Origin of the sequence: Actinomyces bouchesdurhonensis (assembly GCF_963540955.1) — a bacterium.
Lineage (GTDB): Bacteria > Actinomycetota > Actinomycetes > Actinomycetales > Actinomycetaceae > Pauljensenia > Pauljensenia bouchesdurhonensis.
In genome coordinates this window covers 15,396-42,191 of the sequence record NZ_CAUTSL010000018.1, presented here as the reverse complement: position 1 = coordinate 42,191, position 26,796 = coordinate 15,396, and the positions used below count along the sequence as shown (strand labels likewise).

Annotated in this window: 27 protein-coding genes; 16 read left to right on the top strand and 11 right to left on the bottom strand. The window is 62.9% G+C overall.

The genetic code is table 11. The features are described from left to right. The first annotated feature begins 60 nt into the window (after nucleotides 1–60). The 8 genes from RYL44_RS04740 (at nucleotide 61) to RYL44_RS04705 (ending at nucleotide 5,901) form a co-directional block, all read left to right on the top strand. Entirely contained in the window at nucleotides 61–309 is a 249-nt protein-coding gene (locus RYL44_RS04740; protein ID WP_314975236.1) for a C40 family peptidase, read from the top strand. Nucleotides 310–318: 9 nt separating this feature from the next. Then, complete coding sequence (locus tag RYL44_RS04735) at nucleotides 319–519, top strand: hypothetical protein (protein ID WP_314975235.1); 201 nt, start codon at nucleotides 319–321, stop codon at nucleotides 517–519. A gap of 425 nt (nucleotides 520–944) precedes the next feature. Continuing rightward, on the top strand, nucleotides 945–1,661 hold the full coding sequence (locus RYL44_RS04730) for a hypothetical protein (protein ID WP_314975234.1): 717 nt from the start codon (nucleotides 945–947) through the stop codon (nucleotides 1,659–1,661). Then, nucleotides 1,658–3,712: a type IV secretory system conjugative DNA transfer family protein gene (locus RYL44_RS04725; RefSeq protein ID WP_314975233.1), complete on the top strand. Its 2,055-nt coding sequence runs from the start codon at nucleotides 1,658–1,660 to the stop codon at nucleotides 3,710–3,712. Before RYL44_RS04730 ends, RYL44_RS04725 begins: the two co-directional genes overlap by 4 nt. A gap of 106 nt (nucleotides 3,713–3,818) precedes the next feature. Then, entirely contained in the window at nucleotides 3,819–4,181 is a 363-nt protein-coding gene (locus RYL44_RS04720; RefSeq protein ID WP_314975232.1) for a hypothetical protein, read from the top strand. Between the two features lie 434 nt (nucleotides 4,182–4,615). Further along, complete coding sequence (locus RYL44_RS04715) at nucleotides 4,616–5,167, top strand: recombinase family protein (protein WP_276739988.1); 552 nt, start codon at nucleotides 4,616–4,618, stop codon at nucleotides 5,165–5,167. A gap of 103 nt (nucleotides 5,168–5,270) precedes the next feature. Continuing rightward, nucleotides 5,271–5,561: a hypothetical protein gene (locus RYL44_RS04710; RefSeq protein WP_276739991.1), complete on the top strand. Its 291-nt coding sequence runs from the start codon at nucleotides 5,271–5,273 to the stop codon at nucleotides 5,559–5,561. Nucleotides 5,562–5,574: 13 nt separating this feature from the next. Continuing rightward, entirely contained in the window at nucleotides 5,575–5,901 is a 327-nt protein-coding gene (locus RYL44_RS04705) for a ribbon-helix-helix domain-containing protein (RefSeq protein ID WP_276739994.1), read from the top strand. A 60-nt stretch (nucleotides 5,902–5,961) separates the two neighbouring features. Here RYL44_RS04705 and RYL44_RS04700 read toward each other — a convergent pair whose 3' ends face one another. From RYL44_RS04700 to RYL44_RS04685, 4 genes are all read right to left on the bottom strand, one after another. After that, complete coding sequence (locus RYL44_RS04700; RefSeq protein WP_276739996.1) at nucleotides 5,962–6,297, bottom strand: hypothetical protein; 336 nt, start codon at nucleotides 6,295–6,297, stop codon at nucleotides 5,962–5,964. Then, the gene (locus tag RYL44_RS04695) at nucleotides 6,294–7,091 is read right to left on the bottom strand and encodes a ParA family protein (protein WP_314975231.1); all 798 of its coding nucleotides are present in this window, start codon (nucleotides 7,089–7,091) and stop codon (nucleotides 6,294–6,296) included. The genes RYL44_RS04700 and RYL44_RS04695 overlap by 4 nt, the downstream gene beginning before the upstream one ends. An 18-nt stretch (nucleotides 7,092–7,109) precedes the next feature. After that, nucleotides 7,110–7,334 (bottom strand): hypothetical protein, encoded by a 225-nt coding sequence (locus RYL44_RS04690; protein ID WP_276740002.1) that lies wholly within the window; start codon nucleotides 7,332–7,334, stop codon nucleotides 7,110–7,112. Nucleotides 7,335–7,408: 74 nt separating this feature from the next. Next, complete coding sequence (locus RYL44_RS04685) at nucleotides 7,409–8,245, bottom strand: tyrosine-type recombinase/integrase (RefSeq protein WP_276740005.1); 837 nt, start codon at nucleotides 8,243–8,245, stop codon at nucleotides 7,409–7,411. A gap of 322 nt (nucleotides 8,246–8,567) precedes the next feature. Here RYL44_RS04685 and RYL44_RS04680 point away from each other — a divergent pair, with 322 nt between their 5' ends. Further along, nucleotides 8,568–9,884, top strand: coding sequence for a proline-rich domain-containing protein (locus tag RYL44_RS04680; RefSeq protein ID WP_314975230.1), 1,317 nt, complete (start codon nucleotides 8,568–8,570; stop codon nucleotides 9,882–9,884). A 71-nt stretch (nucleotides 9,885–9,955) separates the two neighbouring features. On the opposite strand, the gene RYL44_RS04675 is transcribed toward RYL44_RS04680, so the two are convergent. Beyond that, a complete protein-coding gene (locus tag RYL44_RS04675) occupies nucleotides 9,956–10,648 on the bottom strand; it encodes an MgtC/SapB family protein (protein ID WP_314769613.1) in 693 nt (230 codons plus the stop codon). 348 nt (nucleotides 10,649–10,996) lie between these two features. Here RYL44_RS04675 and RYL44_RS04670 point away from each other — a divergent pair, with 348 nt between their 5' ends. Together RYL44_RS04670 and RYL44_RS04665 are read left to right on the top strand one after the other, a co-directional pair. Further along, on the top strand, nucleotides 10,997–12,502 hold the full coding sequence (locus RYL44_RS04670; protein ID WP_314975237.1) for an amino acid permease: 1,506 nt from the start codon (nucleotides 10,997–10,999) through the stop codon (nucleotides 12,500–12,502). Nucleotides 12,503–12,661: 159 nt separating this feature from the next. Further along, complete coding sequence (locus tag RYL44_RS04665; RefSeq protein WP_073982982.1) at nucleotides 12,662–13,312, top strand: DUF4232 domain-containing protein; 651 nt, start codon at nucleotides 12,662–12,664, stop codon at nucleotides 13,310–13,312. Nucleotides 13,313–13,416: 104 nt separating this feature from the next. On the opposite strand, the gene RYL44_RS04660 is transcribed toward RYL44_RS04665, so the two are convergent. After that, on the bottom strand, nucleotides 13,417–15,018 hold the full coding sequence (locus RYL44_RS04660) for a cation:proton antiporter (protein WP_314975229.1): 1,602 nt from the start codon (nucleotides 15,016–15,018) through the stop codon (nucleotides 13,417–13,419). Nucleotides 15,019–15,302: 284 nt separating this feature from the next. Between RYL44_RS04660 and RYL44_RS04655 the strand changes: the two genes are divergently transcribed. The 4 genes from RYL44_RS04655 (at nucleotide 15,303) to RYL44_RS04640 (ending at nucleotide 20,337) form a co-directional block, all read left to right on the top strand. Further along, on the top strand, nucleotides 15,303–15,653 hold the full coding sequence (locus tag RYL44_RS04655) for a hypothetical protein (protein WP_073982980.1): 351 nt from the start codon (nucleotides 15,303–15,305) through the stop codon (nucleotides 15,651–15,653). A 156-nt stretch (nucleotides 15,654–15,809) separates the two neighbouring features. Beyond that, nucleotides 15,810–16,124: an SAV_915 family protein gene (locus tag RYL44_RS04650; protein ID WP_276740051.1), complete on the top strand. Its 315-nt coding sequence runs from the start codon at nucleotides 15,810–15,812 to the stop codon at nucleotides 16,122–16,124. Between the two features lie 292 nt (nucleotides 16,125–16,416). Then, complete coding sequence (locus RYL44_RS04645; RefSeq protein ID WP_276740046.1) at nucleotides 16,417–17,622, top strand: hypothetical protein; 1,206 nt, start codon at nucleotides 16,417–16,419, stop codon at nucleotides 17,620–17,622. A gap of 612 nt (nucleotides 17,623–18,234) precedes the next feature. Next, nucleotides 18,235–20,337 carry a hypothetical protein gene (locus tag RYL44_RS04640; RefSeq protein WP_314975228.1) on the top strand — a complete coding sequence of 701 codons (2,103 nt, stop codon included), beginning with the start codon at nucleotides 18,235–18,237 and terminating at the stop codon, nucleotides 20,335–20,337. Between the two features lie 88 nt (nucleotides 20,338–20,425). On the opposite strand, the gene RYL44_RS04635 is transcribed toward RYL44_RS04640, so the two are convergent. Next, nucleotides 20,426–20,977: an NAD(P)H-dependent oxidoreductase gene (locus tag RYL44_RS04635; RefSeq protein WP_314975227.1), complete on the bottom strand. Its 552-nt coding sequence runs from the start codon at nucleotides 20,975–20,977 to the stop codon at nucleotides 20,426–20,428. 129 nt (nucleotides 20,978–21,106) lie between these two features. Here RYL44_RS04635 and RYL44_RS04630 point away from each other — a divergent pair, with 129 nt between their 5' ends. Beyond that, entirely contained in the window at nucleotides 21,107–21,907 is an 801-nt protein-coding gene (locus tag RYL44_RS04630) for a sulfite exporter TauE/SafE family protein (RefSeq protein WP_314975226.1), read from the top strand. 17 nt (nucleotides 21,908–21,924) lie between these two features. Here RYL44_RS04630 and RYL44_RS04625 read toward each other — a convergent pair whose 3' ends face one another. From RYL44_RS04625 to RYL44_RS04610, 4 genes are all read right to left on the bottom strand, one after another. Further along, nucleotides 21,925–22,752, bottom strand: coding sequence for an SIR2 family NAD-dependent protein deacylase (locus RYL44_RS04625; RefSeq protein ID WP_314975225.1), 828 nt, complete (start codon nucleotides 22,750–22,752; stop codon nucleotides 21,925–21,927). Between the two features lie 25 nt (nucleotides 22,753–22,777). Then, nucleotides 22,778–23,590: a macro domain-containing protein gene (locus RYL44_RS04620; RefSeq protein WP_314975224.1), complete on the bottom strand. Its 813-nt coding sequence runs from the start codon at nucleotides 23,588–23,590 to the stop codon at nucleotides 22,778–22,780. Between the two features lie 383 nt (nucleotides 23,591–23,973). Next, the gene (fumC, locus tag RYL44_RS04615) at nucleotides 23,974–25,383 is read right to left on the bottom strand and encodes a class II fumarate hydratase (RefSeq protein WP_073982971.1); all 1,410 of its coding nucleotides are present in this window, start codon (nucleotides 25,381–25,383) and stop codon (nucleotides 23,974–23,976) included. 77 nt (nucleotides 25,384–25,460) lie between these two features. Next, nucleotides 25,461–26,795, bottom strand: coding sequence for an MFS transporter (locus tag RYL44_RS04610; protein WP_314975223.1), 1,335 nt, complete (start codon nucleotides 26,793–26,795; stop codon nucleotides 25,461–25,463). Between the last annotated feature and the right edge of the window lies 1 nt (nucleotide 26,796).

Here is a 26,796-nt window from a genome sequence, read left to right as displayed (position 1 = left end):
CGCACCCCAACAGAAGCATTCAACGAACTCATTGCTACCACCCATTGACACCGCCCATTCATGCGCCAACTCGGCATCGAGCTACCACACCAATCAGCACAGCAAGCAACGTTTGGGCGGCAAGTCACAGAAGCAGAAGCAGTACCCGGAGACCTCGTTTTCTGGAGCCTTGGAGGCGGCGAAATCGATCACGTCGCAATCTACATTGGCAATGGACAAATGGTCTCAGCAGATAGCCCAGAGACGGGCATCAACATCGAAGCCATCTACGGACGCAACAAGAACATGCAGTTTCGACACTACCAGTGAAAGGACATCATGGAATCAAAACGAGAATACAAACCATCAAGGGGCGTCACGCGAGCGATGAACGCTGACATCAGCGAACGCACCTATAACATCCTCCAATGGAGGAAATGGAAAGAGCAAACATCGCTCTATAAACTGGTTGAAGAAGCGGTCGAAAGGGCCTGGGGAGCCGAATACGACGACGCGCATGTACCGCGCGATGACAGCTAGCAACCCGCCGCTCGTCTAGTCGCTAGCTAACGAAACCTGCCCCCTGCCATCACTACAAACCTGCATACAAACCAGAGTGTAACACCAGTACAATCCGCTTTGTACTCACACCCACGGGAAACGCTGGGCAAACCTGCCCTGCCGGACCCCGACCCCCCTCCCCCAACGACAAGCATTGTGAGAGGGGGGTCGGGGTCCGGCAGGGCAGGAGAAGAAGAAAGGTGGGTGTGAAGTATGGGGATAAGGAGAAGAAAGGTAGTGAAGGCAGGGCAAGGAAGAGGGAAGGAAGGCCAAGGCAGCGCGCACCGTAGCGTGTCGCAATAAATATAAAAATTTCTGAAATGTCCACATGCAACAACATAAGTCATGTAGCGTTAGACATATTGCAAAATTAGTATTCATTGATCACTCTTGGAGCGTAAGTCATGGCAATTAGCGACGCGGATCAACGCATTCTCGCATTGCTCGCAAAATTCCGTTTTGTCCCGGTCGAAACACTCCGTCGCGAAGTATTCCCAAACCAGAGTCGCGCAACGGCTGTCGCATACACATCACGTCGGCTCTCTAAGCTACGAGAAATTGGCCTCGTTTGCTCACAAAGCGTCGTCGGTCAATCGCAGGTGCATTACCTCTCAGACGAGGGAGCGAGCTTTATGGGCGTTGAGGGCGGCGCAGGCGTTGGGGTGAAGCTTGCTGAATACGCTCACGATTGCGCATGCGTCGATGTCTACCTGGCACTTGCACGTCGAGGAGACCGCCCCGGTCTCATCTCAGAGCGCGAGGCACGCGCCCTGAGCTTCGACCCGGAGTCAAACAGTTACGCCATTCCGATTACCCGTGCCAATGGAACCAAAGGGTACGCCTGGCCGGACATGATCAGCGGGGACGACGGACAACGCGTTGGCTACGAAGTCGAATGGACACCAAAGAATAAGAGACGGCTCATTCACCTCATGCACGGGTACGGCTATTCGCAGCACTACCGAATGGGCGTCTACCTGACGACGCCAGAATCGCATCCCGTGGTGTCGAGCGCATGCGAGGAAGCCAACACTGTTCTGCAATCACGTGGACTCGGCCGACCAATTGCAGTATTCCCACTCAACACCATTATGAATGACTCGAAAGGAGATCAATCATGAGTAATTCTGCACGTAGTCCACAGCTACGATTCGGGCGCGGCGGCCCCGTCGACGACTCGACGGCCGCCCTGCGAATAGGGTTCGTTATCGCTTGTTTCCTCAACCCAATAACAACGCTCATCGCCCTGGTTGTTATCCTGTGTGGCCGTATTCCTTGGGTACGTCGAATGCCGACCTGGGTCCTGCCGCTCACGGGCATTGCCGCATGCGCGTCTGGGTGGGCAGCAGGGTGGTGCGCTGATTACTTAAGGACCTATCGGGAGGCTGGCACCCAGCTCCTTGACGCATTCATTAATGCTCTCAGGATCAACGGGCCGAGCGCTGAAGCCTCCACACCAGGCCAGGTACTCGCTGCGAACTGGCAGACATGGGCAGTCATGCAGCTACCCTTCGCGACCTGCGCCGGAATCCTCATCGCAGGCATTTTCCTCGCCTACCGCAGGCGCTTCGACGCCACCTGGCGCGAAAACGACGACGACGCGGGACCACGAGCTCGTGCCAAGCGCCCCGCCACGCGCAAACGTGTACGCCGCGCGAAGGCCCGCCAACGCGCGACCGTCGCCAATGCGCGTGCCGTCGCGACAGTAAGCAACCTCAACGTGCCGATTGGTGTCAACGAAGCCGCCCGCCCCGTCAACCTCGACGCCACAGCATTCCGCACGCACGGCGTTGTCATTGGCCCGACCGGCGTCGGTAAAACCCAAGCCCTGGAACGCATCATCTACGGGTTCACCGGTGCCCCGGCCGCCCGCGCGCTCCACCTACCCGTCGTTGTGGTCGACATGAAAGCCGACCCCGACCTCGCCTCCACCCTCGCCGTAGTCGCCGCCCAGAGTGGCCGCCGTTTCTACCACGTCACCGTCGATGCCATGAGTAGCACGTACAATCCTCTCGCAGGACTCACCGCCGACGAAATGTCCGATGCATTGTATGAATCGTTGTTCGCGGCCGACAAATCGCTCAACATGCACTACGCAACCCTGTCACGACGACTGTTGCAGCAGGCGTGCCGCGTGTGCGTCGACCTCGCCGACGCCCGCGTCGCTCGCGTCGGGGGCGGCACCTGGCAGATCAGCCTGGCCGACGTGACCGACCTCCTCAACCTCGACACGCTCCGCAGCATCACTCCATACGTGTCCCCAGCCGTGGCAGCGTCGCTCACGCGCTACCTGGCCGACCTCGACGCCGCGAAAAACGAGGGCGACGTAGGCGATGTGAGAGACCGCGTCGCCGTCATCGTCGACACAGCCGCAGGCCACATCCTCGACGCCAGCGGGTTCACGATGGAGAACGCGATTCGCGCCGGGGACATCGTGTGCTTCTCCCTCGACGCCGCAGGCACACCCCAAATCGCGCGAACCATCGGCACGCTCGCAGTGCAAGACTTGTGTGCGACGTTCGGACGCCTCGCACGCGACGGCTGGGGAAAGGAGCACATGTGCCCCGTCATCCTCGACGAATTCAGTGCCCTCGGCACCCCCAGAGTCGCCGACCTGTACGCACGCGCCAGATCAGCAGGCGGAGCTGTCCTCCTCGCTACGCAAGACCTCGACGCCGACCTCGAAGCCGTTAGCCCGCAGTTTGCGGCCAGCGTGCGCACAAACGCCAACGTCTGGCTCGTGTTGCGCCAGACCAGGGGAGAGGCAGCAGACGCGATCGCCCGGGACATCGGCAGCCGCCTCACCTGGAAAGAGACCGTCCAGGTAGAGGATGACTGGGATGCCCTCGGAGGCATGCACGCCGCAAGCGGCGTCGGCAGCCTCCGGGAAGTTGATGAATTCATCCTTCATCCCAACGACATCAAGAGCTTGCCGCAGGGTGGGGCATACCTCGTGGTGAAGGTGCCCAGCGGCACGATCAACGCCGCCGACGCTGACACCCGTATCGAGCGCGTCCACATCAACGCGCTCACCGACGAAGAAATCGCAGGGCTACCAGCAAAACCAGCAAAACCAGCAAAACCAGCGAATACAGCGAATACAGTACCCCAGCCCCAGCCAATCCCGGACGACGACGCCGAAGCATGGCCAGACGCACCCGACTGGGCATGAGTTCCGCGCGGCCCCGGCACGACGTGCCGGGGCCGCGCGGACACAAACGACGATGGGCAGCCATACACTGCCGAACAAATGAATGCATCAAGCAAGGAGGCTGATCATGCGACCTGCACCCCGGGCCGTGCCCATCGGAAAGGCGCTCCCGATCCTCATCCCCACAGCGGCCGCAGCCTGGTTCCTCTTACCCGATACGCGGCCGATAATCACACTATTCGCGATCGTTCTCAGTACTGCGGCCGCGTATGCGTGGAGCCAGACCCGCATGTGGAGCTCACGCACACGCGCGATCGTCAACGGTGCAAGCCGAGCGCTCGGCTGGACGCTCACTGGCGTGAGCTGCGCCGTTCGCATTCTCGCACTCATCGTTCGCGCCACGCTCTGGGCTGCATCGCTCGTCGCATTCTTGTCTATCGTCGGGTACGCCCTCGGTCTGTGTGGAGACGGAAATCGCCACTACCGATAGCCGTATACGGTATAGACAGCAAATGCAGCATATGTAGCGCCATGGGCGATCACGGAGCGCACGCACGCGGCCCCATGAGCGTCGAGTTACTGCCGCCTGTGCACAGCCGCGCTACGCGCGCCTGCACACAGTTGCCAACGAAGAAACAAGCAACCCTGAGAGCATGGCTGGGGAAAGCGCCGACGTTGAGCACGTCAACTCACCAACCGCTGGGGTCTCTATCCATGGCTTGGAAAACCAACAGATAGGGAAACAACGATGCGCATCAGGAGGGACAGATAGGGGCGGTGAGAACAAAGCGGCCCCACTATGCGCCAAAAACGACCGATTTTGGCCATACGCGCGGGGAATACTACGTATTCCCCGCTAGAGTAGTCTAAAAACCCTGGCCAAAACAAGGATATGGCCAGAACTAGACCTATACGATTGTGGCCATGAGCATCACCGGATACGCGCGAGTGAGCACCAACGATCAAGACCCCACCTCCCAAGTCGAGGCGCTACGTGGCGCCGGGTGCGACCCCATCTACATCGAACACGCCAGCGGCGCCACCATGGAACGCGCACAATGGGCCGAGTGTAACCGCAGCCTAGGTCGCGGCGACACGCTCGTCGTCGTGCGCATCGATCGCCTCGGACGCTCCCTCGCTGACCTTGTTGAGACGCTCGACAACCTCCACACCCGCGGCATCCACTTCCGCAGCCTCACCGAAGGCATCGACACCTCAACAGCCCTGGGGCGTATGTTCTACCAACTCGCAGGTGCGTTCGCGGAGTATGAGCGAACCCTCATCAGCGAACGCACACGCGCCGGCCTCGACGCTGCCCGTGCCGCCGGCCGGCGGATCGGCCGGCCGCCGGCACTCACAGAAGAACAGAAGACGAGCGCCCGACAACTCCATGCCCAGGGACACAGCATCGCAGCCACAGCAAGAGTCCTCGGTGTTTCCCGTGCGACAATACGACGCGCCATCTCCAAAATGTGATCACATTCATAGTTTGTGTAGATCTTGACGATCGATGTCAAGATCACGTCGACCACCAGGCCGCCCGCTCGACTGTGTAACAGTATTGTAGTACACTAAACGTATGGCGGATGAAACAGTCAGCACCCGAAAAACCGGGCATGGAGTGGCGTTCCACCCCGACGCCCTCAAACGGCACTACCCGGTCGAGGACATCATGGGGGCCATCGCCAACCATGTGCGTCAGATCCGCATGCGGGGACGCGACGGGCATCCCGACTTCATCATGTACATCGGCAAACCCCACCCGCAGGCGCGCGAGTACCTGGAGATCGGAGTCGAGAGAGTCAGTCCCCGGGGGCTCTACATCTTCCACGCGATGCGCGCGCGTGACGAATTCACCCGGGGACTATAAGGAAGGAAGAACCATGACCGCACACACACCCGCCGAGTTCCTCGACCGCCTCGACGACGGGGACTACACCCTCGTCGAGGCCACCGACGCCGACCGCGCCGATGCCCTCCAATACATCCTCGACGCCACGGGGGCCGCCTCGCTCGACGAGGCCACCGACGCGATCCGCGGCGGCCGTCCGCGCCTAGGGGATGAGAAGGGCGAGAACTCGCCCCTGGTGCAGTTCCGCGTCCCCCAGAAGGTCAAAGACCAGATCGATACCGCCGCCAGCGAACGGGGCCTGAGTCGCAGCGAGTACATGCGCCGCGCACTTATCGTCGGCATGAACCACGTCGCCTGACGGCATGGCCAGCAACGCATGCGTTGCTGGCCATGCCGCACATGCTGTACTTGCTGTCATTCAGGGGCGGGGCCCCGTCGGCAGCTCTCCGGGGCCGACCGGCACGAACGGATGGCCCTGGTTGTGCGCGGCCCGCTCAGACGCGAGGTGCGCCTCCAGGGCCTCGATCACCCACGCGCTCATCGACCGCACGCCCGTGGTCGGCGCCGTCGTCCACCACGCCGCCCGCACCTCTCCCATGAGATGGGAAGGCACCCGCACGGTGAGCCTCTCCACCGCTGCGGCCCGGGCGGCCCCAGGGGCGGGCGCGGCTGGCGGTACGGGGGCTGCGGGGGCGATCACCGCGGCGGCGCCGCCGGTCAGGGCCGATTTCTTGCGCATCGGACGGGCACTCATGCCCCAACACCTCCCAGTGCGGCCACCACGGCGGCCAAGTGCGAGTCATACACGTCCACCAGCTCCGCAGGGGCGCCGGGCCAATCGTCGAGGCCCACTCCCGCCTCGGAGCTGTCGGAGATCGCCACCCTGTCCGGAACCGGGGGGTCGAGTAGCGCGAGGCCACGCGCTTGGCATGCGCTGGCCAGTTCACTGTTCCAGTGCTTGCCCTGACTGGTGTTCGCCCGGTGTTGGTTCACCAGGACACCGACCACCGACAAACACGGGTTGTAGTAGGCCCGTACCGCCTCGACGGCGTCGAGGAGATGGGCCAGGCCGGTCGCCGAGTAGAGCCTGGACTGCGTGACCACCAGGACGCCGTCCGCGGCTGTGAACGCGTTCGTCGTCAAGGCGTCGAGGGCGGGAGCGCAGTCGATCAACACCAGATCGAACGGTGCCCCGTCGAGTCGCCGCAAAGCCTCCGCCAATCGCATTTCGCGGCCAGGGCCGGATGTGATCAATTCGTTGCGCATCACTGCCAGCGCGTCCCCTCCCGATGGCGCGAGGTAGACGCCGTTCCACGCGGTTTCCACGACCACCTCATCGAGGCAGTAAGACGAGGAAGCCGAGAGGACATCGGCCATCCCCGCTTGCTTCTCCTCCAACTCCGTGAGCGAATCGGACAAGTTCCCCTGCGGATCCAGGTCGATGACCAGCGTTCTTAGATTCCGTCGGGACGCGGCCCGCGCCAGATGGTACGTTGTCGTTGTTTTGCCGACCCCGCCCTTCTGGTTCGTAATCGAAATAACTAGCATTTTGGTTTCTCCTTCCGTTCAGATGGTTTCGAGGGCTATGAGGGCGTCGTGCAACTCGACGAGCGCCACGGTGACCGCCTCATGCGCGATCCTGGTTCCGACTGCCCCGCCCTCGGGCGTGGCTTTGCATGCCCCGTCGACCTCCTTCAGGGCCCGCGAAGCTGCCTCGACGGCGCCCTCCACCGCCTCGTATGCCACGTCCGCCGACTCGCAGCGCTCTTCTGCGGAGACGTAGTCATCCATGATCTTCTCCTTTGATTTTGTTGGAATTAGAAGGAAAACAGAGGCCAGCAATAACAGCGTTGCCGGTCTTGCTGTCATTGCAGGTACTTGCGGATGTCGGCCGCCTCAACGGCGCGGCGCAGGGCGTCTTCGGGAGGGGCCGCATACCGCTGCGTTGTCGCCACGCTCGCATGCCCCAATAGTCGTTGGACCGCCAGTAGATCCCGCTCGGCCGAATACGCGGAGGTCGCAAACCGATGTCGCAGCGTGTGGAGAGTCCACCCATCCCGTAACACGACGGCCGCGAGCTTAGAGACGTGCGCACCCGACAGATGCCCGCCGTACTTCGATGGGAAACACCAGCCGCCCCCACCGCTACACGCGGCCACCACAGCTCTTGCCAGCCAATCCGCGAGAGGCACCCGACGAACGCGCCCGCCCTTCCCCGCGACCATGAGGGATACGCCAGTCCCGTCATCGAGGACATCTCGGCCATGAACAGCGGCAATCTCTGAGGCCCGCAGACCCGCACATGCTCCCAGGCACAAGATGAGCCTGGTGCGGCGATCAGCGGCAGCGACCGCTTCATGCAGCACATCGAGTGGCACCGGACGTGGAGCACCCGGACGCCTGGGGACCACGGGTAGCCACTCGGCAGGTGAACCACCCTTCGGATACAGCCACCGATAGAAGAGGCGCAATGACTCGTAGTATCCGTGCCGGGTCTCGGCAGCCCAACGCTGACGCCCCAGGTATCGCATGAGCGTGTCCGTATCCACGTCGCGAGGTGACGCCGTGCCAAGGCCCCGAGCGACTTGCCGCACGTGCCTGATGCGCGTCTCGACCGTGCGCTCACTGCGGCCACCCGCTCGCAGATACAGCTCCCACCGTTCCAGAGCAGCCGCCCACTCGGCCGGTACCGGCTTCGTCAAGATGTGATCTTTGTCCATATCCACCAAGGATGAGCGCCCGCGACGGCGCGAGCTCACGAACAAGCTCAAAGCCTCGGAGGCCATACAGCAAATGCAGCATGTGCAGCGAGACCAGCAAATACAGCACCGACAGCCAATGTCCGGAGGTCGCAGGTTCAAATCCTGTCCCCGCTACCACCACAGACCCGGTCCCGTAAGGGGCCGGGTCTTTTGTTTCCCTCGCGTCCCGCCCTGTGAACGTCTTGACCAGGCGTGTGCGTCACACGATACAATTGGCTGTTCGCCATCAGGAAGTGCACTTTCGGGTGCGAGAGGAATACAGATGAGCACCATCGATCCGTCGCAGCTTACCGCTGCTGACATGAGCAATCCGGCGCTGACTGCGCAGGACCTCGCGGACATCACAGCCGCGCGTCCTGACCTGCGCCCCTACGTCGCAACCCACCCGTCGCTGTACCCGGCGCTGGGGGAGTGGCTGGCCCAGCACGGGGTCGTCCCCGCCCAGGCGCCCGCCGCTGAAGCCACGGTTGCCGCGCAACAGCCCGCAGCCGGGGAATCTTCCGAGGCTGCGGCACCGGTCGAGCAACCCACGAACGACACGGTCGCCACTTCGAATGAGGAAGTCGAACGCTCGATTAACGAGGACACTAGCGACAAGGGCACCGCAGGACTCGCTGAGCAACACGCTGCCACCGAGACGGCCCCGCAGGGCCAGCCCCAGTACGGCGCCCCGCAGGGTCAGCCCCAGTACGGCGCCCCGCAGGGTCAGCCCCAGTACGGCGCCCCGCAGGGCCAGCCCCAGTACGGCGCCCCGCAAGGTCAGCCCCAGTACGGCGCCCCGCAGGGCCAGCAGTACGGTCAGCCCGGACAGAGTGCTGGCCAGCAGTTCAACGCCGCTACTCAGCAGCTCGGCGCTGCCGCCAATTCGGCGTTCAATCAATTCCAGAGAGCAGTCGCCAACGAAAGCGGTAAGGTGAGCGGACGTTCCGTTCGCGCGACCTACTCGCTCATCGGTATCGCGGCGTCGGCGGTGCTGATCTTCTTCTCGATGCTCCTGCCTTACCTCAGTAGCTCCTATGGCAGCGTGTCGATGTTCGGCTGGATGGGCGGCTATTCGGCATTCCACCTCATCATGCTGATGGCTGTCGTCGGCCTGGGGGTCGCTTACTGGTTCACGAACCAGAAGTGGGCGTACCTCTCGGCGGGCATCGGCGCGCTTGTGATGGCGTTGCTTGGTGTTGTCCAGTTCATTCGCGCGGCTACTGATCACTACCTTAACGCGGGCTTCGGCGCCTACATGCTGGCGTTGTTCTCCATCGCGCTCGGCGTTGCGGGCGGCTTCCTGCTCATGGAACTGAAGTCCGGCGCGGTCGCGCCGATCAACAATCCGAATGCCTTTGGCGGCGCGTTCGCCGGCGTTCAGATGGGCCAGCAGCAGGGCCAGTACGGTCAGCCCCAGCAAGGTCAGTACGGTCAGCCTCGGTATGGTCAGCCCCAGCAGGGTCAGTACGGTCAGCCCCAGCAGGGTCAGTACGGTCAGCCCCAGCAGGGTCAGTACGGTCAGCCCCAGCAGGGCCAGTACGGCCAGCCCCAGCAGGGCGGTCAACCCTTGAACAACCCTTTCGGTCCTCAAGCGTGATGCGCTGAGAGCCTGAGGGCATGAAGGAGGGGTTCGCGGATGAAACCGCGAGTCCCTCCTTCTCTTGTGTTTTACTCGTCGTCGTCGTCTGTGGCGTCGACGCCGGCGACACCATCAAGGTCCGCGAGAGTAGTGACAAGCATTGAGCGCGAAAGGTCCTGCCGCGTCGATGCAGTGAACCTGGCGGTGGACGAGTGACGAGCGGAATCGGTGCGTGTAGAGACGCCGGATACCGACCATCCGAGAGCGCTCACCTGCGTGAGGAGCGTGGATAAAACCCCATGTCCCGGCGTGTAATGGACGCTGAGCGTGACCTTGTGGCCGTGGGTGCGCATGAGAATGAACTGAACAAGCGGGGTCAGTAAAGCAATGACGATGAAGTGCAAGGCGGTGCCTGCAATGGCGAGCAACCACAGGCCCGCACCGCACGCCATGCCGATTGCAGCGGTTTCCCAGATCGTTGCGGCCGTCGTCAGGCCGCGAATGGCGCCGTGGCGGGTCAGGATGATGCCGGCTCCGAGGAAGCCGATGCCGGAGACGATCTGGGAGGCGACGCGCGAGGGGTCGTAGCGGGTGATGCCGTCCATCAGGATGTCGGAGAAGCCGTACTTGGAGATCAGCATCATGAGGCACGCGGTCATGCCGACAATGGCCTGGGTGCGGATGCCCGCGCTCTTGCCACGAATCTGACGCTCGAGGCCGATGGCAGCCGACAGAACGAGAGCGAGCAGCATCCAGCCGATGCTGACGAGTGAGTGCGTCATAAGTGTCCTCCTTCGTTGTCGCGGTGAGGGTTACAGTGTAGCGACCGTGCGCGGTGCGGGCGCAGACCATGTGCGAGGCCGTGAAGTGTTCCGCTCATCTCGCCCGGATGCGGGTGCGCCGGATAAGGAACATTAGGGAGCGAAGAAACGACAAGCGATACCGGCGCTTCAACGTCGTACGTTGCGCAAAAAGTGTTGAGATTCCGCGGTGATGTGAGCGCCCGTCTGCAGCTGACATGCGTGACCCATCCACGGCCTCGTAAAGATCAAGGAAAGAACGTTCCAACCATGACATAAGATTTTGGGACTACTATTGGGGGGAACAATCGACAGATGAGGAACCGCTTCATGGACACCCCCACTCCCGATGACATTGCTAACGACGTCCGTCAGCGCTCCAACACACAGCTCAAGCGTGGCTTGGCGTCGCGCCACATGCAGATGATTGCTATCGGTGGTGCGATCGGCACTGGCCTGTTCTTGGCTTCCGGTGCGACGGTCGCGAACGCCGGCCCGGGCGGCGCCCTCCTCGCTTACGCGGCGATCGGCCTCATGGTGCTGCTCCTCATGCAGTCCCTGGGCGAGATGAGCGCCCACCAACCGGTCGCTGGCTCCTTCCAGACTTTTGCCACGAAGTTCATCTCCCCGTCGTTCGGATTCGCCATGGGGTGGAACTACTGGTTTAACTGGGCGGTGACGGTGGCCGCGGACCTGGTGGCGTCCGGTCTGGTGATGGCTTACTGGTTCCCGTCCGTGCCCTCGTGGATTTGGGCCGTCGTGTTCCTGGTGATTGTCGTCGGCCTCAACGCCCTGTCGGCGCGCGTCTATGGTGAGGCCGAGTTCTGGTTGGCCGCCATTAAGGTCGTCATCGTCGTCGTCTTTGTGGTCTCCGGGATCTTCATGATCGCGGGCGTCATGGGGACGAACTCCCCGGGCCTGTCGAATTGGACAACCGGCGATGCTCCCTTCCATAACGGTTTTGTCGGGGTGATCGCTGTCTTCATGATCGCGGGCTTCTCATTCCAGGGGACCGAGCTGGTCGGCGTGGCCGCTGGCGAGTCGGAGAATCCGCGCCGGGACGTGCCGCGCTCGATCCGCACGGTGTTTTGGCGCATCATGTTCTTCTACATTGGCGCGATCGCGGTGATCGGAACGCTGCTGCCCTACACGGATCCGAGCCTGCTCAGCGCCGCCGACGACAGCGCGAACAACGTGGCGCAGTCTCCCTTCACTCTCGTGTTCGCGCGTATGGGGATCGGCGCGGCGGCGGCCGTCATGAACGCCGTCATCCTCACGTCGATCCTATCGGCGGGGAACTCGGGCCTGTACGCGGCCTCGCGAATGTTGCACTCGATGGCACTCAAGGGACAGGCGCCCGCCATCTTCGCGCGTGTCACGAAGGGCGGAGTGCCCGGTTATGCGATGGCGGTGACGACGGTGACGGCGGCGTTGGGCTTCCTCACGCAGCTGGTCTTTAACGATGCCTATATTTGGTTGGTCAATATTGTTGGCATTTCGGGCATCATCATGTGGCTTGGGATCGCGGTCAGTCATCTTCGATTCCGTCGCGCGTACTGGCTTCAGGGTTACCGCTTAGAAGATTTGCCGTACCGGTCACCGTTCTACCCGGTGGGTCCGATCATCGCGTTCATCATGTGCCTGGTGGTTATGGCAGGGCAGAACTACGAGGCGGTAATTCACGGCCAGGTCTGGGAGGTCGCGTCCTCTTACATTGGGTTGCCTCTCTTCGGAGTCGTGTGGTGGGGATACCACCTGGTGTGCAAGGACCGCCTGGTGTCTTTCGATGAAATGGATGTCGCCCCTGTCGAGATTGAGCCGGTTTCTGGCCGCTGAGTGGTCGCGGGAGGGCGTCGTTCCTCGCCTGCGCCAGCGGATCGGGAATCGACGAGGCCGGGGTGGCCTGCCGCTCGCATGGCGGGCGCCGCTTGTCACCAGTTCGTAACGACCGGCGTGGCGAAGAGCGCCCCCGCGTCGCTTTCATAGGATGGTCGCATGATGAACACGCGACGTTTCCTTGCCGTGACCGCACTGTCCGCCCTCGTCCTGGGCGTCGGCGCCTGCTCCCCGAAGGGCGGCCAGCCTGAGTCGGGGGCGACGTCCTCGCCTGCGACGCCGGGTGCTTCGGCTTCCTCTAGCGCGGTGCCTACGCAGAGCGGGGAGGCCGGGCAGAGCGGTGAGGCGGCCCAGAGTACGTCCACTGATAGGGGGAATCAGGCGCCCGACGTGGACGTGAGCGATAACGAGGCGCGCTGTGATTTGACGAACCTGCAGCCCGTCGTCTCTAGCAATCAGCAGATCGGTACGACCACGTACGTGGAGCTGACGTTCACGAACGAGGGGACTCCGTGCTGGATTAGTGGCTTCCCGCAGGTGTCCTTCGCTTCTGGTGGTGCCACGGTGTCGGAGGCAGTGCGTGACGGTGAGGATCCCGGCAATGTGTACACGATCCCTCAGGGTGGGCAAGTCGGAGTGACGCTCACAGCGGAGTCTGTGGATGGCGTCGACGGTTGTACAGCCGAAAATACCGACCGAGTTGACATCGCGGACGCGAATGGCGGCGGGTCGACCAGTCTCCTCCTCTCCTTGGGAGTGTGTCAGAACATCGCGTCCGTCGCGGTTGGCCCCTACGAGCCGCGTTCCTGACGGGATCGAGAACAACATCCATGACGCGGTGAGTGCCCGGACGGATGGACCGTCCGGGCACTCACTCTCTCTATTCGTTGATCGTGGCGTCGGTGCCTGCGCGATTACTCGACCTCGAGGGGCCCCTCGATGTGGCGGGTTTCTATGTCGAGGCTATCGCGAATGTACTCGAAGCTGGAGTCGTCAATGTTGCCGGCGCGGCGCTGCTCGAAAGCTGCGTTGCGCAGGAAGGACAAGCAGGCGAGGCGTAGGCGCAGCTCGTCGGGAGCGTAGGCTCTGTATTCCTTAAAATCGCCGCTCATCATCAGGTTGTGCATGCGCTGGAGGTAGTCTGCGCGCACGCGCTCGATCGTGTCTGCGTCTGTGACGTCCACGCTGCTGGCGAGCGAATCGATCTCTTCGATAAGGTCGCGCACAGTGGCGCCCACAACCTGTGTTTCCCCGGCCTCGGCCCGCGCATTCATCTCGAGGAAGGGCGTGGGAGCCTGGGCGGCCCAGCGCACCACGACAGGCAGTGCGATGCCCTGGATGATGAGGGACAGGAGGGTCACGCCGGCGACGACCAGCACGATGATGTCTCGTTCCTCGTAGGTGCTCTCCCCGAAGGTCAAAGGGATGGAGACGGCCATGGCGAGGGAGATGGCGCCGCGGAAGCCCGCGACCGTCGTGACGAGGCGGCTACGGAAGTTCGTGCGTCGCTCGCGCTGCTGCGGGCGACGATCGAGTGCACGGATCGCGAAAATGATCGAGTGGTGCCCGACGAAGCGGGCAAGGACCATCGCGACATAGATCGCGGGGATGAGAATGAGAGCGCGGGTGAGCGTTGCCTGCGGAATGCCGGAAATGATGCCCGGCAGGGAGACGCCCACCATGAGAAAGAGGATGGTGTTGAGCAGGAAGGTCGTGACGGTCCAGAAGGGGCGGCCGAAGGCACGCAGGTGCACCATGTGGGTGCCGACACCGCGCCATGAGGAGACGACGCCAGCAGTGACGACGGCGAGAACGCCGGAGCCGTGGAGTTCCTCCGCGGCGAAGTATGCGACGAAAGGCGAGACGATCGTGCACAGGACAGCCAGGAGGGGGTCGTTGTCGATGCGGATGATGCGGGGCAGGAGCGTCGTGAAGGTCAGGCCCCAGAGCAGGCCCGCGCCCGCGCCTGCGCCGATGGACAGCGCGAACTGGGTGATCACGTTCGATGTCGTGACGCTCTGACCGTTGTCCGCGATGCTGAGGGCGATCGCGAAGATCGCCAGGGCGGTTCCGTCGTTGAGGAGGGATTCGGATTGGAGGATCGTGCGGCCTGCGGGAGCGATGCCCTTGCCGAGAGACGCGACCGCCGTCGCGTCGGTGGGCCCCAGGCAGGCTCCGATCAGCAGGGCGGCTCCAGAGAGACCGAGGGCGACGCCGACACCCGCGATAATGCCCGCGGTGATAATGACGAGGACCGTGGCGGACAGGATGATGCCGCGCAGTGCTCGCTTCATGCGCACGAGCGAGACCGACAGGGATTCCCAGTACAGGAGGAAGGGGAGGAAGATCGTCAGGACGATCGTGGGGGAGAGGGAGGCCTCGGCCGTGCCCGGGATGAATGAAGCGCCCACACCGGCTGCGATGAGGAGTACCGGGCCGATCAGGTTGAATCTGTTGGTCAGGAGGATGCAGCACACGGCGGCGATTCCGAGGACGATGATTGCTTCGACGGTCATGGTTCCCCTTTCGGGTGGGATTCTCCTCTAACGGTACGGAGGTACTGCGCGCGTGTCTGTACAGGTGGGGTTGCTTGCGGCACATGCGGGAACAGGTGGGTCGGCTGATAACAGCGACGCGAATAGGCGATTGGGTACTTTGGGCCAGCTGGAAGGGGCCATGCGCGCACGGCGCTATACTGAGGAGCGCTCATTCGTGCGTGAGGGCGCTCCCTTGTTCAAGGGAACGCGCGTGAGCCTCGCGCAGTGGGCGACACGTCAACCACGTTCATAAGGAGACACTCATGGGTTGGAGTTCAACACGACAAGCATTCCAGTATGCTGTCCCATACGAGCAGCTGTTCCAGGCGGCGATGGCAGCCGTTCCGATGGTCAAGAAGGCGACCCTGACGGGCGCCGACATGAACTCCCGTTTCGTCACTTTCGAGACGCCCCTCACCTTCACCTCATACGGTGAGCGCATCGTTGTCGGCTTCGTCCCGAGCGAACAGGGCGTCGTCGTCGAGGTCACCTGCACGACGAAGGGCATGCCGAACCTCATGCAGAACGGTCGCAACCGCAAGATCATCGCCCAGTTCGTTGACTCCCTGTCGAACCTCGTCCAGAGCAGGGGGGTCGAGATAACCGTCAGCTAACGCCTGGTTTCGCGCATACTGGTCCCCGGCCTCGTGAATGGACGAGGTCGGGGACCTTGTTTGCAGGAACGGAAAACAATCCGAGTCTCTTGCAGAAAGTATGACCAGCTGTTAAGTTAGGTGAGCTATGTCTCTCACGTGAAGGAGTGCTGAAGAATGAGCGATGCTGATCGCTATCGTGGGCCTGGGGGAATGATCATCCCTCCCTACGTCTACCTACCCATTCAGACGCGTGACACGAGCGCAGGGACCATGATCCAGTTCTACCACCTGTCCGACGGTCGTACTGCTCTGCTGGTTTATACCGCACTGGACCGCTTGTACGATCGGCTGGGTGAGGAACAGGCGTGGGCTGTGTATCCCGTTGAACGCCTGTCCGACTTTGAGTCCGCTATGCCGTACGACGTCATCTATTTCGATGCTGCCGTTGATGATTCAAATGTCATGGCGGGCGTGGACGGTGCATTGTGACGCGGGGTAATTTTCGTGTTGATGAACAAGCTCTGCGTGAGATCATCCGACGCTATTCACAGGTCGAAGGGGAATTCGTGGGACTCACTGAGATTGATGTGTCTTCTATCGATGCGGGGGACGCAACCGAAAAAATTAGTGAACTGGCGCTCACAATGACGTGCGGACGTGATTCCATTATATGGATCAGTCAACAAGCTGCGGACATCACTAGCGACTTCATGGACGAGGCCAACGGGAATGATATGAATTGCGCATCTCGTTTCCGTGCATTGCAGAAGAGGTTTGCGACATGGTGAATCAAGAGACCGAGAGTCCCACCTATATTGATACCAAATTGGTGGAAGACCGAGCATCGGTGGATTCGTGCGCGGATGCCTTGGAGAAACTCGCTTCGGCGATGTATGCCGCTTATGATTGGGACGACTATGCGTATCAGGCGAGTGTTGGCGCATGGGAAGGGGAAACGGGCCAGGCCTACAACGACTTTGGGTATCGTTTCCGCGATCTGGCTTTCGAGTTTCAGCGGTTTTGTCGTAAAAGTGCCGAGGGCGTGCGCAGTTATGCGAATCAGCTTCGCTGGAGTGAGCAGGAGATGAGCCGTATTCGCGGCGAGGCTCGACGAGCGGGTCTCACCGTCGTAGATTGGTATATCATTCACCCTGACTTTCAGATCGCGCAGCCGGGCTTGCCTCCGACGGTGGAACGTACCCCGTGCGTGGGCTCCGCGCAAGACCAGAATAGTGATCTTGCGCGGCAGAAACAGTTAAGCGACCACTATGCGTCATGCAGTGCTGATGCGAACAAAGCGCGTAGTAAAATCGCCAAAGCGGTCGTTGACTATATTGATCCGTGGTGTTCAGACGCAGAGTCCTCCAATTACCTCGATAGATTCTGTGAATTGATGATTAATGCTGCCGAACAAGTCAGTACCGACTATACGATGGACACGCTGATTCAGTATGCCGATTATAAGATTGATGGTCCGGTTGCAAGCAAACGCGCAAAAGCCCTCGAAGCGGTCCGCGAGAAAGTGAGGGAGCGCTCCGGAAATCCTGCAGTGAGAGCAGGAGCGCAAGAGGCGTCCGAGGAGGCGGTTGAAAAGGCCGCGTCCAAGAGCAAAATCGGGCAGGAAGCAGAAGCGGCGAGTGGTGTCGCCAAAGTCGCAAAGAGGGGAGTGCGCCTGCTCGGAAAAGGGATCGGTGCGCTGTGGAGTTTTGGAGAAGCGTACACCAGCGACACCCCGGTCAAGACCGCAGCAGAGGGGCTTATCGCCTCAGCGGTCGCTGCTTCGTTCGCCGCTCCCCTGGTTGTCTCCGTATCTGGGATCGCGGCTGCTGCCGCACCGGTCGTCGCGGGGTCGCTGGTTGCGTGGGGAGTGTCTGCTACCTACGAAGAACTCGTGCCGCTCGACGTGCAACAGCGAATTGAGGAAGGCGCTAAGGATATGTTATCGACCCATTGGTCCGACGGTTGGAAGAAGTGGACGGGCGGCTGATCGGACGCATGCTATCGGGGCGTGAAGGCCTCGCGGCGTCGCGGCCTTCGTTGTATTTGGCCACTTGGCGTGGCTTGCATGGCGATCGTGGCCCGTGATGTCTTCACTGTGATTGTTGAGTGATCCGCATTGCCCTTGCCCCATGGAGACGCATCGTCATGGCTGATACCGTCACCCTGTTGGGCAAGAGGGACGTGCGCTGCACGGTTTTACTGGAGACTATGCGACCTGGCATCGAGGATCGTGTACGCACCGCGTTCTCGGTTCAGGTGGGGCGGGCGTTGCACACCCGATCGTGTTCGTGCACCTGCGTCCCATGCCCTCCCAAGTCAAGGGCTTGCTCGCATACTGTCAGCGGCATCCCGAGGCGTGTGGCCGAATGCGCTCTTCATCCGTGGTCGATGATGCTCCTACGGCTTCGCTGGTCTCTTGCCCGCAGGAAGGACACCGAGTTCACTAACCCAGCCCCGGCCTCGTCCATTCACGAGATCAGGAAACTGTATGTGATGCGCATCTCGTAAGTGGGTGCTTCATGATGCTTTGATGGTTATTCGGTAGTTGTATGCTGTCGCACATAATCCGTCCGTCAGCGTCGAACGAGGGTTGAGTGTTATGGCTCGAGGCTACAGGGCAATCGTCGAACTGAACAGTCGGGAAGGAGCGCTGCAAACCGCAGACCGCCTCTTCCACGAGTGGGTGAACAAGAAGTACCCGCCCGGGGGCTCGCGCGCGGGCGTGGAATGCGACGCTGAGGGGATCTACCGTTTCGGAGAGCTCACCTCCAAATGGGACGAGACAGCAGACGTCGTCGCGACCAAGCTGTCAGAAGCGTCAGAGGATAGACACTACGAGCGCCAACTCCTGGAGATGGTCGAGCGCAGAGGCGGCGGCGACCAGTGGACCACGCGCGTCTACGCGTTGCACGCGACCAAGGAATCGCGCTATCGGGACGTTCTCTGGGTGGAGGTTACCCCTCCGCGCGAGGGCGAATGGGACGCGAAGCCACCCGCGCTGGTCCGCGACCTCATCACCGAGGGCCACTGCCACGACCGCGGCATGCCGCTGTCGGACTCCCCCCAATCCGTCGCCGACGAGGAACAGGTGGAGCAGTTGATCGGCTGGATTCGTGATGAGCGTCGGCGCGCATCCGTCGTCGTGGCCGCCCCGCTCACGGACGGGAGCGACTTAGGCTCCCTCGAGGCGGAATGCCGTTGGAAAGACATCCTGCGTTCCCTGACGAAGAACTCCCTGGGCTGCGCGTCCTACTTTCTGCTCACGCCCGAGGCCTACCGCCAGTTCCATGCCAGGATCGGACAGGGGTGCGCCATGCCCAAGGGAAGCCTGCGAACCTACCTTCCCGGCTTTCGAGCAGACGAACCAACCGACAGGCTCCGCCACAGGGTGCTGACCGCGGGCACGCTGCTCCGTGGTTATGACGAGAAAAACAAGCAGTTCCGTCCTGAACTGTCGGCGATCATCGCGCGAACGCCCTGCGAGTACCTATGGGAAAACGGCCTCGACAAGGAGCTTCGTCGGGCCCAGGCGCCCTTGGATAAGAAACGCCTGTCGGTGCCGACGTTCCACCCGCTGCGCGAGAGCGAGCGGACGGTGGAACTGCTCGACGAGAAGGTGCGCCAGCGGGTCGCCGAGTCTTTCTCCGCAGCCGCCAGCGACGCGGGGGGACCGGTCGAGGACGCGCGCGTGCCTGCCCGCGAGGAGCAAGAGGAAGCCCCTCTTCGGACCAGCGCCCGCGAGGTGGACGTCAGGCCTGCGACGTCCGAACCTGCCCCGCAGCGCGGCCAGTCCCAGCACTTGGCATGGTACGAGCCGCTGCGCCGCCTGATTCGCCGCTTCCTGCCCGCGTTCAACCCGCGCTCGCACACCGAGCTGGAAAGCGGTGTCGCCGCGCTGGAGAGCGGCCTGGACGCCATGAACGACGCGCACGCACAGCTTGCGCACAAGCGAGACGCGCTCGCGGATGAGCTACGTGTCGCGGAGGAACTGCTGGAGGAAGCTTCTCATCAGAGCCGGGAGATCGAGGAGCTCAAGGAAGAGAAGAAAGCGATTGCAGAACAGCTGCTTGCGAGCCAGCAAGAGAGGGAGAGGCTGAGTAAGAGAAACCGGTCCCTCGAATGGAAGCTGAGACACCCCGACGCGAGTGACCAAGGGATGGCACCCGATGATTCGTGGCTGGCTGATTCACCCAAGAGCATGTCAGAACTCTTCGATCGGATGACTCAGGGCGGCTATGAGATGGTCACGCGCTACGTCGAATTCAGTGCCCCCGACAAGATGATGGACGACATCCTCGCGCTTGATGACTTGGCGGAAAGCCACTACGCGGCTGAGTTTTGGAACTACATTCTCGTGCTGCGCGACTACATGCGTGCGCGTGAGACGGGCGATTTTACCGCCGGGGATGTCGAGGAATACTTGCTGGCGCAGCCGGATGGGTATTTCACGTGCGGACTCAAGAGGCACAAGCGCAACGAAGGCCACAGCGTGAAGACAACGCGCAAGATGCGGCTTGAACGCATGCTGCCGGTTCCTAGCGATGTGGACAGCCGCGGCTATATTGAAATGTGGACGCACTTTGCCCCGACGCATCGCAACCAAAGAGCTCCGCGAATGTACTACTACGCGGATACGAAAAAAACGAACAAGGTCTACATCGGCTACATCGGACGTCACCCGACCAACACGAAGACCAACTGAGTTCTCCCGACACGGCCCAGGCCTCGTGAAGGGATTGACGAGGCCTGGGACGGGTTCTCATCCCGCCTGACGGCAGGGGAGGGACAGCTCAGAGGGCGGAGACGAAGTCCGCGAGGCGAGCCGCATGCTCGCGTGAACGCGCCACCATGTCGGTGCGAGCCGCCTCATCCGTGCGATTCGCATACGACACCCCGAACAGCGGCAGGTTCCCCGCGAACTCCAGGCCCGTCAGTGCGCTCGTCGCTTTGACCGGGGCCAAGAAACGGTCAATGCCTCCCGGCTGAGCGCAATAGTAGGATTCCGGTGCGCCCGTCGTCAGTGATACCACCAGCTTCTTGGCTTTCAGAGCTGTACCCGTGGACCCGTGGCTGAAACCGCGCACGAACACGTCCTCCACCCACTTCTGTAGCAGCGACGGCCAGCCGTACCACCACAGTGGATACTGCAATACGATGACGTCGGCACCGCGAAGCTTCGCTTGCTCCGCCTCAACATCAATCACATAGTCGGGGTACAACTCGTCAAGGACGTCGATTTTAGCCTCGGGGAGAAGCACCGCTAACTCCTCCAGGATTGTCTTATTCGCCACCGAATCCTGGCCGAGACGCGGGTGACCCGACACGATCAGAACATTGGACATCTTGTTTCCTTTCGTCGATGGGAGGAGTCTACGCCTGCCAAACCAACGCAAACAGGGCGCGGAAACGCATTTCGCGCGTAGTGAATCCCCACCCCGGAAGGCCCACCAGCGCGGTACTACAGTGAAGGCATGCCTGACACCGACTCCCAGCGCATCACCGTCAGCCGTGTTCTCCTCGTCATCGCGACGGGCGTGGGCGCCGGATTCCTCTCCGGACTCTTCGGGGTGGGCGGCGGCCTCGTCATCGTGCCAGCCCTCATGGCCGTCCTGGGCATGGATCAGCGCCGCGCCTCGGCCACCTCCCTTGCCGCCATCATCGTGACGGCCGCCGTCGGGTCGGGCACCTATGCCCTGCACGGCGAGGTCTCCTGGGCGGGCGCCGCTCTCCTCGCCCTCGGCGCGCTCGTCGGCTCCCAAATCGGCGTGTGGCTCCTGCGCCGCCTCCCCGCGCCCGCCCTGCCGTGGATCCTCATCGGCTTCACTCTCTTCGTCATCGTCTCCCAATACCTGCACGTCCCCACGCGCGAGGGGGCCGTCTTGCTCACCCCGGCCTCGTGCGTTCTGCTGATCCTGGTCGGCCTGTGCGCTGGCATCCTCTCCGGCCTGGTCGGCGTGGGCGGCGGATCCTTCATCGTGCCCGGCATGGAACTCGCCGTCGGCGCGGGAGACCTGATCGCGCGCGGCACCTCCCTCCTCGTCATGATCCCCACCGGCATCGCGGGCACCGTCACCTACCTGCGCCACCGCATGGTCGACCTGCGTGTCGGCCTCATCGTCGGCGCCTCCGCGGCGGCCACTGCCCCCGTCGGGCGCCTCGTGGCCACGCTCGTCTCCCCGAGCGTCGGCGCGATCCTCTTCAACATCTTCCTGCTCTCCATCATCGCCTCGACGATCCTGAAGATGCGGCGGAAAGCGCGCGCCCAGAGGTAGGGACGAGGTCCGGTTCGTTATTCGCGCGCGCTCGCCAGGGTCTCGGCGATGTCGCCGCGAATGACGAGCGAACGATCCGAGATCTCTGCGGGAGCCACAGCATCCAGCGCAACGCACGCGTAGGTCGCCTCCGGATTGTCGAACACGCGCCGCCAGAACGGAAACTTGATGATGCTCGGCGTATTCATACCGACGCCCAACTCAAGGTGAAGCACGCGGCCGCTCGACGTGCGCTCCAAGAAGTCCTGATAACGACCGGCAGCCGCCATCCATCCATCATCCTGAACGAAACGGTTGTCAACGCGCAGGTTCGTCGTCATCTCCTCCCCGCACCTCGGGCAGCGGGGGACCAGCTCCGACGGGATACGCATGCCCTCCTGACTGGCCACCGCTTCACGCACCCACGACTCGTTGTCGTACGTCGCGTCGTGGCAGGGCGCCGAACATTGCAGCAGCCCGTAATCGCCCTGCGTGTAGAACAAGCGCTCCTTGTCGAAGCCGGAATCTTGGAAACGGTGATCGACGTTCGTGGTGATCACGAAGTAGTCGCGACCGCGCACGAGGTCCAGCAGGTCCGCGTACACCTGCCCTGGGCCGGCCTCGTAGCGCAGCAGGGAAATCATGCGGCTCCAAAACGCCCAGCGTTCCTCCGACGTGGGGAAGGGATAGAAGCCGCCCGAGTAGGCGTCCGTGATGCCGCGCTCGGCGCGAAAATCCGCGAAACGTTCATCGAAAACCGGGCCAGAGTGATTGTCGCCGTCGGCGGCGGACAGGCCGGCACCCGCACCGATGAGGATCACGTCAGCGCTGTCGATAGCCTCGCGCAGGGTGGTGGGTCGGCTCATGGTGTCTCCTCAATCGTTGATGGGATCAGAGTCCGAGAAGGGCGCGGTACAGGGCCTCGTCGTGGTCGCCGAAGACGTCGACAATGACGCGCAGCTCGGACGCGCCCGGGGTGCCAGAGTCAAGGAAATCGGTGACGGTTGACACCGCGATACGGGCCGCCTCCTCCTGCGGGAAGCCGAAGACACCCGTGGAAATGCAGCAGAACGCCACCGTGTTGAGCCCATGTGCTGCCGCCTCCTCCAGGCATCGCCGGTACGAGCGGGTCAGGGCCTCCCGGTGCTCGTCAGTGAGCTCTCCGCTCACGATGGGGCCGACCGTGTGGATGACGAAGCGCGAGGGCAGGTGGAAACCGGGGGTGAGGACGGCTTCGCCCGTCGGGAATCCCGAGGAGCCGTCGCCGCGTGCGCGCTCAGCCATGACCTCGGCGCATGCCTGCCGCAGTTCGAGCCCAGCTGCGCTGTGGATCGCGTTGTCGATACAGGTGTGCCCGGGCGTCCGGCATCCGAGCAACGCTGAGTTTGCCGCGTTGACGATCGCGTCGACCTCCAGGCGCGTAATGTCACCGCGCCACAGCGCCATTCTCGGATGAACCGGCGAGGCCGTGGCATTCTCCCAGGTCGCGGTTCCTGTCCGCTCACGCTCGGCGTCGAGGACAATCGCCTCGGCCTCCGGGTAGCCATCAGGCAGGGGAGCGGGGCCGCGGATGTTCATGAGGGCGCGCAGATAGGCGCGCTCCTGCGACGTGTCCGAGGGGGGAATCTCGTATCCCATATCTGTAGCCAGGATGTGCAGGGCTGTGTGGACGGCCTCGTTGTAGGTGGTGAGTGTGTGCGTCATGGTCCCCTCCGATTGTTTACATGACACGTAACTGCGTGATCTGGAGGTTTATTTCATCTTGGTCCCTCTTGCCCCCGCGCATCCCCTCTGCCCTTCCCAAGATTCTCGCACGTAATTTCATTGGGTCAGTTTTAGAGTGCTACCTTTTTCCTTGAACTGCCAACGATGGACATTCAAAACTTGAAGGATAAGTTGGGGAATTACGTGCGACATTGTTGGGGAACCGTGTAGGTGGCGTCGGTCGGTGGCGTAGGTCGGTGACGGTGGCGCCGGCGGGGAGTGGACGGGGCTCGAATGTGCAAGCGGCCCCGGCCTCGTGCAGATGAAACCGGCCCCGGCCTCATGCGAGACCGGGGCCGAAACGTCAGCGCGCCTGAAGCGGATCACTCGTCGGCGGCGCTGGGGTGCGTCATGTCGGCGGGAACCACCCACGCGTCGAACTCCTCAGCGGTCAGGAAGCCCAGCTCGAGGGCAGACTCGCGCAGCGACAGGCCCTTGTGATGCGCGTTCTTCGCGATCTTGGAGGCCTTGTCGTAGCCGATGTGGCGATTCAGGGCCGTCACCTGCATGAGGTTGATGTTCAGGTTGTGCTTGATCTTCTCGTAGTTCGGCTCGATGCCGTACGCGCAGTGCGTATCGAAGGACACGCAGACGTCGCCCAGCAGGCGGATGGACTCCAGGACGTTCCACGCCATGACGGGCTTGAAGACGTTGAGCTGGAAGTTGCCCTGCGAGCCGGCGAAGCCGACCGTCGCGTCGTTGCCGAAGACCTGGGTGGCGACCATGGTCATGGCCTCGCACTGGGTCGGGTTGACCTTGCCCGGCATGATGGACGAACCCGGCTCGTTCTCGGGGATGATCAGCTCACCGATGCCGTTACGCGGGCCGGACGCGTACCAGCGCACGTCGTTCGCGATCTTCATGAGGGCGTCGGCCAGGACGCGCAGCGCGCCCGAAACCAGCACCAGCGCGTCGTGCGCGCCCAGGGCGGCGAACAGGTTGCTGGCCTGCTTGAACTCGATGCCCGTCTCCTCGGAGATCTTCTTCGCGGTGAGCTCGCCGAACTTCGGGTGAGCGTTCAGGCCGGTGCCCACGGCGGTGCCACCGATGGCCAGCTCGCGCGCACGCGTGTCCGCGTACTCGATGCCGTCGAGGGCGAAGTCGATCTGAGCAACCCAGCCGGAGATGACCTGGCCCAGGCGGATCGGGGTCGCGTCCTGCAGGTGAGTGCGGCCCACCATGATGACGTCGTCGAACTCCTTGGCCTTCTTGTCCAGGGTGTCGCGCAGCTGGCGCACGCGCGGGTACATGTCGTGCAGCTCGGAGACAACCGCGATGTGCATGGCGGTGGGGAAGGTGTCGTTCGAGGACTGGCCGCGGTTCACGTGGTCGTTGGGGTGCACGGGGGACTTGGTACCCATGGTGCCGCCCGCGAGTTCGATCGCGCGGTTGGAAATGACCTCGTTAGCGTTCATGTTCGACTGCGTGCCTGAGCCGGTCTGGAAGACGACCAGAGGGAAGTTGTCGTCGAGCTTGCCGGAGATGACTTCGTCGCCGGCCTGCGCGATGTAGCCGGCGATGTCGGCGGGCAGCTCGCCCAGCTCGGCGTTGGCCAGGGCCGCGGACTTCTTCAGGATGCCAAGGGCACGCACCATCGGGCGGCCCCACACGAAGGTGTTGCGTCCAATGTCGAAGTTGTGCAGCGAACGCTCGGTCTGAGCGCCCCAATAGCGGTTCGCGGGGACCTCAACGGCTCCCATCGAGTCGGTTTCGGTGCGGGTTTCTTGTGCCACAGGTGGCTCCTTCGCGTAGGGCTTACGTACCTCCCTAGGATAGCGCCGAGCGCGCTGTGAGGCGTGGGGCACTCGTCCTAGTCTCGCGCACGGGACGAGATGTCCAGCTTGCGTAGGAGCAACCACGCGCACGAACACGACAGTGTAACGAGGGACAGTGCGAGGAGGAAGGGTGACAGGGGCATCCAGCCGTACAGGGCGGTGGCGCTCACGGGGGCCACGATCCACGTGATCGCGCCGGTCGCGTTGATGACGCCGGCGATGCCGCCCTGCTCGCGCGCGCTCACTGCCAGGGACGCGCCCGCCGAGTAGCCGGGGGAGGCCATGCCCGAGGCGACGCCCATCGCAAACGTCGAGACTGCCAGCGCCCACAGCGACGGCGCGATCGTCAGGCATGCGAGAGCCACGAGGGCGAGCGTCATGCCCGCGCGCAACAGGGCGCGAGGCCCCCACCCCAGGCGTGGCACGACGATCAGCTGCATGAGCATGGCTCCGGCGGCGTTGGCCAGCAGCATGAGGGCGGTGACGGAAACGGCGGGCGCGGGCTCGAGCCCGCCGCGGTCCTGCACGAGAAAGCCCATCGTGATCTGAACGACGCCATTGGCGAAGTAGATGCCGAACACCGAGGCGATCCACGGCGCGATGCGCCGGTCGGTCCATCGCACGCGCGGGGGCAGCTCGCCGGTGGCCTTCGCCCCGCTCGCGTTATCGTTCGCCGATTCCGTCGACGAGGCCGGGGCCGCCTCTTCGGGTTCCGTGTCCTCACCGGTCAGGCGGGCTAGGCGCCGCCTTGTGCGGGTGGACGCTCCGTCGCCGGGCAGCCAGATGAGGGCGATGCCCAGCGCGACGAGGACGAAGAGCGGGGTCGCGTGCACGGGCCCGAAAATCCACCACGCGCCCAGCGCCGACGAGACGAGGGAACCCACCATGACGGACAGGCTGATCGCGCCGGAGAACGCGGACGTGCCGCGCACGCGCGAAGCCTCGTCCGGGGTGACCTCGGCGACGAGTGCTTGGCCGGTCGGAGGGATTGCCGCGACGGCCGCGCCGAAGAAGGGGCCGCGCGCCGCCATGATGGCACCCGCAGCCAGGAAAGCGCCGATGGAGCCGGCCGCTCGCGCCCACACGGCCGCCGAAAAGAGCGTGCCCGCCGTGAGCGCTAAGAAAAGAGCCAGCAGGATGACGCGCCTGCGCCCCCAGGCGATGGAGCGGCGCCCCCAGAACTGGCTCAGCGCCGTCACCGAGGCCGCCGCCAGCGACACGGCGGCGCCCACGATCCACTCGGGCAGGTTCAGGGCACGTGACAGGGGAGCGATCGACACGTTGAGCATGTTCTGCGCCGTGTACGTAAACAGCGCGATCGCCACGAGCGCGCGCAGCGTCGGATTCGTCAGCAAAGGTGATGAGGGCACA

What these genes read in the sequence shown, in the direction of transcription:
- RYL44_RS04640 (WP_314975228.1), top strand. Translation starts at nt 18,235, where the DNA reads ATGGCTCGAGGCTACAGGGCAATCGTCGAACTGAACAGTCGGGAAGGA.
- RYL44_RS04655 (WP_073982980.1), top strand. Translation starts at nt 15,303, where the DNA reads ATGGGTTGGAGTTCAACACGACAAGCATTCCAGTATGCTGTCCCATAC.
- RYL44_RS04725 (WP_314975233.1), top strand. Translation starts at nt 1,658, where the DNA reads ATGAGTAATTCTGCACGTAGTCCACAGCTACGATTCGGGCGCGGCGGC.
- RYL44_RS04635 (WP_314975227.1), bottom strand. Translation starts at nt 20,977, where the DNA reads ATGTCCAATGTTCTGATCGTGTCGGGTCACCCGCGTCTCGGCCAGGAT.
- RYL44_RS04660 (WP_314975229.1), bottom strand. Translation starts at nt 15,018, where the DNA reads ATGACCGTCGAAGCAATCATCGTCCTCGGAATCGCCGCCGTGTGCTGC.
- RYL44_RS04730 (WP_314975234.1), top strand. Translation starts at nt 945, where the DNA reads ATGGCAATTAGCGACGCGGATCAACGCATTCTCGCATTGCTCGCAAAA.
- RYL44_RS04675 (WP_314769613.1), bottom strand. Translation starts at nt 10,648, where the DNA reads ATGACGCACTCACTCGTCAGCATCGGCTGGATGCTGCTCGCTCTCGTT.
- RYL44_RS04625 (WP_314975225.1), bottom strand. Translation starts at nt 22,752, where the DNA reads ATGAGCCGACCCACCACCCTGCGCGAGGCTATCGACAGCGCTGACGTG.
- RYL44_RS04715 (WP_276739988.1), top strand. Translation starts at nt 4,616, where the DNA reads ATGAGCATCACCGGATACGCGCGAGTGAGCACCAACGATCAAGACCCC.
- RYL44_RS04645 (WP_276740046.1), top strand. Translation starts at nt 16,417, where the DNA reads ATGGTGAATCAAGAGACCGAGAGTCCCACCTATATTGATACCAAATTG.
- RYL44_RS04735 (WP_314975235.1), top strand. Translation starts at nt 319, where the DNA reads ATGGAATCAAAACGAGAATACAAACCATCAAGGGGCGTCACGCGAGCG.
- RYL44_RS04620 (WP_314975224.1), bottom strand. Translation starts at nt 23,590, where the DNA reads ATGACGCACACACTCACCACCTACAACGAGGCCGTCCACACAGCCCTG.
- RYL44_RS04705 (WP_276739994.1), top strand. Translation starts at nt 5,575, where the DNA reads ATGACCGCACACACACCCGCCGAGTTCCTCGACCGCCTCGACGACGGG.
- RYL44_RS04680 (WP_314975230.1), top strand. Translation starts at nt 8,568, where the DNA reads ATGAGCACCATCGATCCGTCGCAGCTTACCGCTGCTGACATGAGCAAT.
- RYL44_RS04700 (WP_276739996.1), bottom strand. Translation starts at nt 6,297, where the DNA reads ATGAGTGCCCGTCCGATGCGCAAGAAATCGGCCCTGACCGGCGGCGCC.
- RYL44_RS04720 (WP_314975232.1), top strand. Translation starts at nt 3,819, where the DNA reads ATGCGACCTGCACCCCGGGCCGTGCCCATCGGAAAGGCGCTCCCGATC.
- RYL44_RS04670 (WP_314975237.1), top strand. Translation starts at nt 10,997, where the DNA reads ATGGACACCCCCACTCCCGATGACATTGCTAACGACGTCCGTCAGCGC.
- RYL44_RS04710 (WP_276739991.1), top strand. Translation starts at nt 5,271, where the DNA reads ATGGCGGATGAAACAGTCAGCACCCGAAAAACCGGGCATGGAGTGGCG.
- RYL44_RS04665 (WP_073982982.1), top strand. Translation starts at nt 12,662, where the DNA reads ATGATGAACACGCGACGTTTCCTTGCCGTGACCGCACTGTCCGCCCTC.
- RYL44_RS04740 (WP_314975236.1), top strand. Translation starts at nt 61, where the DNA reads ATGCGCCAACTCGGCATCGAGCTACCACACCAATCAGCACAGCAAGCA.
- RYL44_RS04690 (WP_276740002.1), bottom strand. Translation starts at nt 7,334, where the DNA reads ATGGATGACTACGTCTCCGCAGAAGAGCGCTGCGAGTCGGCGGACGTG.
- RYL44_RS04630 (WP_314975226.1), top strand. Translation starts at nt 21,107, where the DNA reads ATGCCTGACACCGACTCCCAGCGCATCACCGTCAGCCGTGTTCTCCTC.
- RYL44_RS04650 (WP_276740051.1), top strand. Translation starts at nt 15,810, where the DNA reads ATGAGCGATGCTGATCGCTATCGTGGGCCTGGGGGAATGATCATCCCT.
- RYL44_RS04695 (WP_314975231.1), bottom strand. Translation starts at nt 7,091, where the DNA reads ATGCTAGTTATTTCGATTACGAACCAGAAGGGCGGGGTCGGCAAAACA.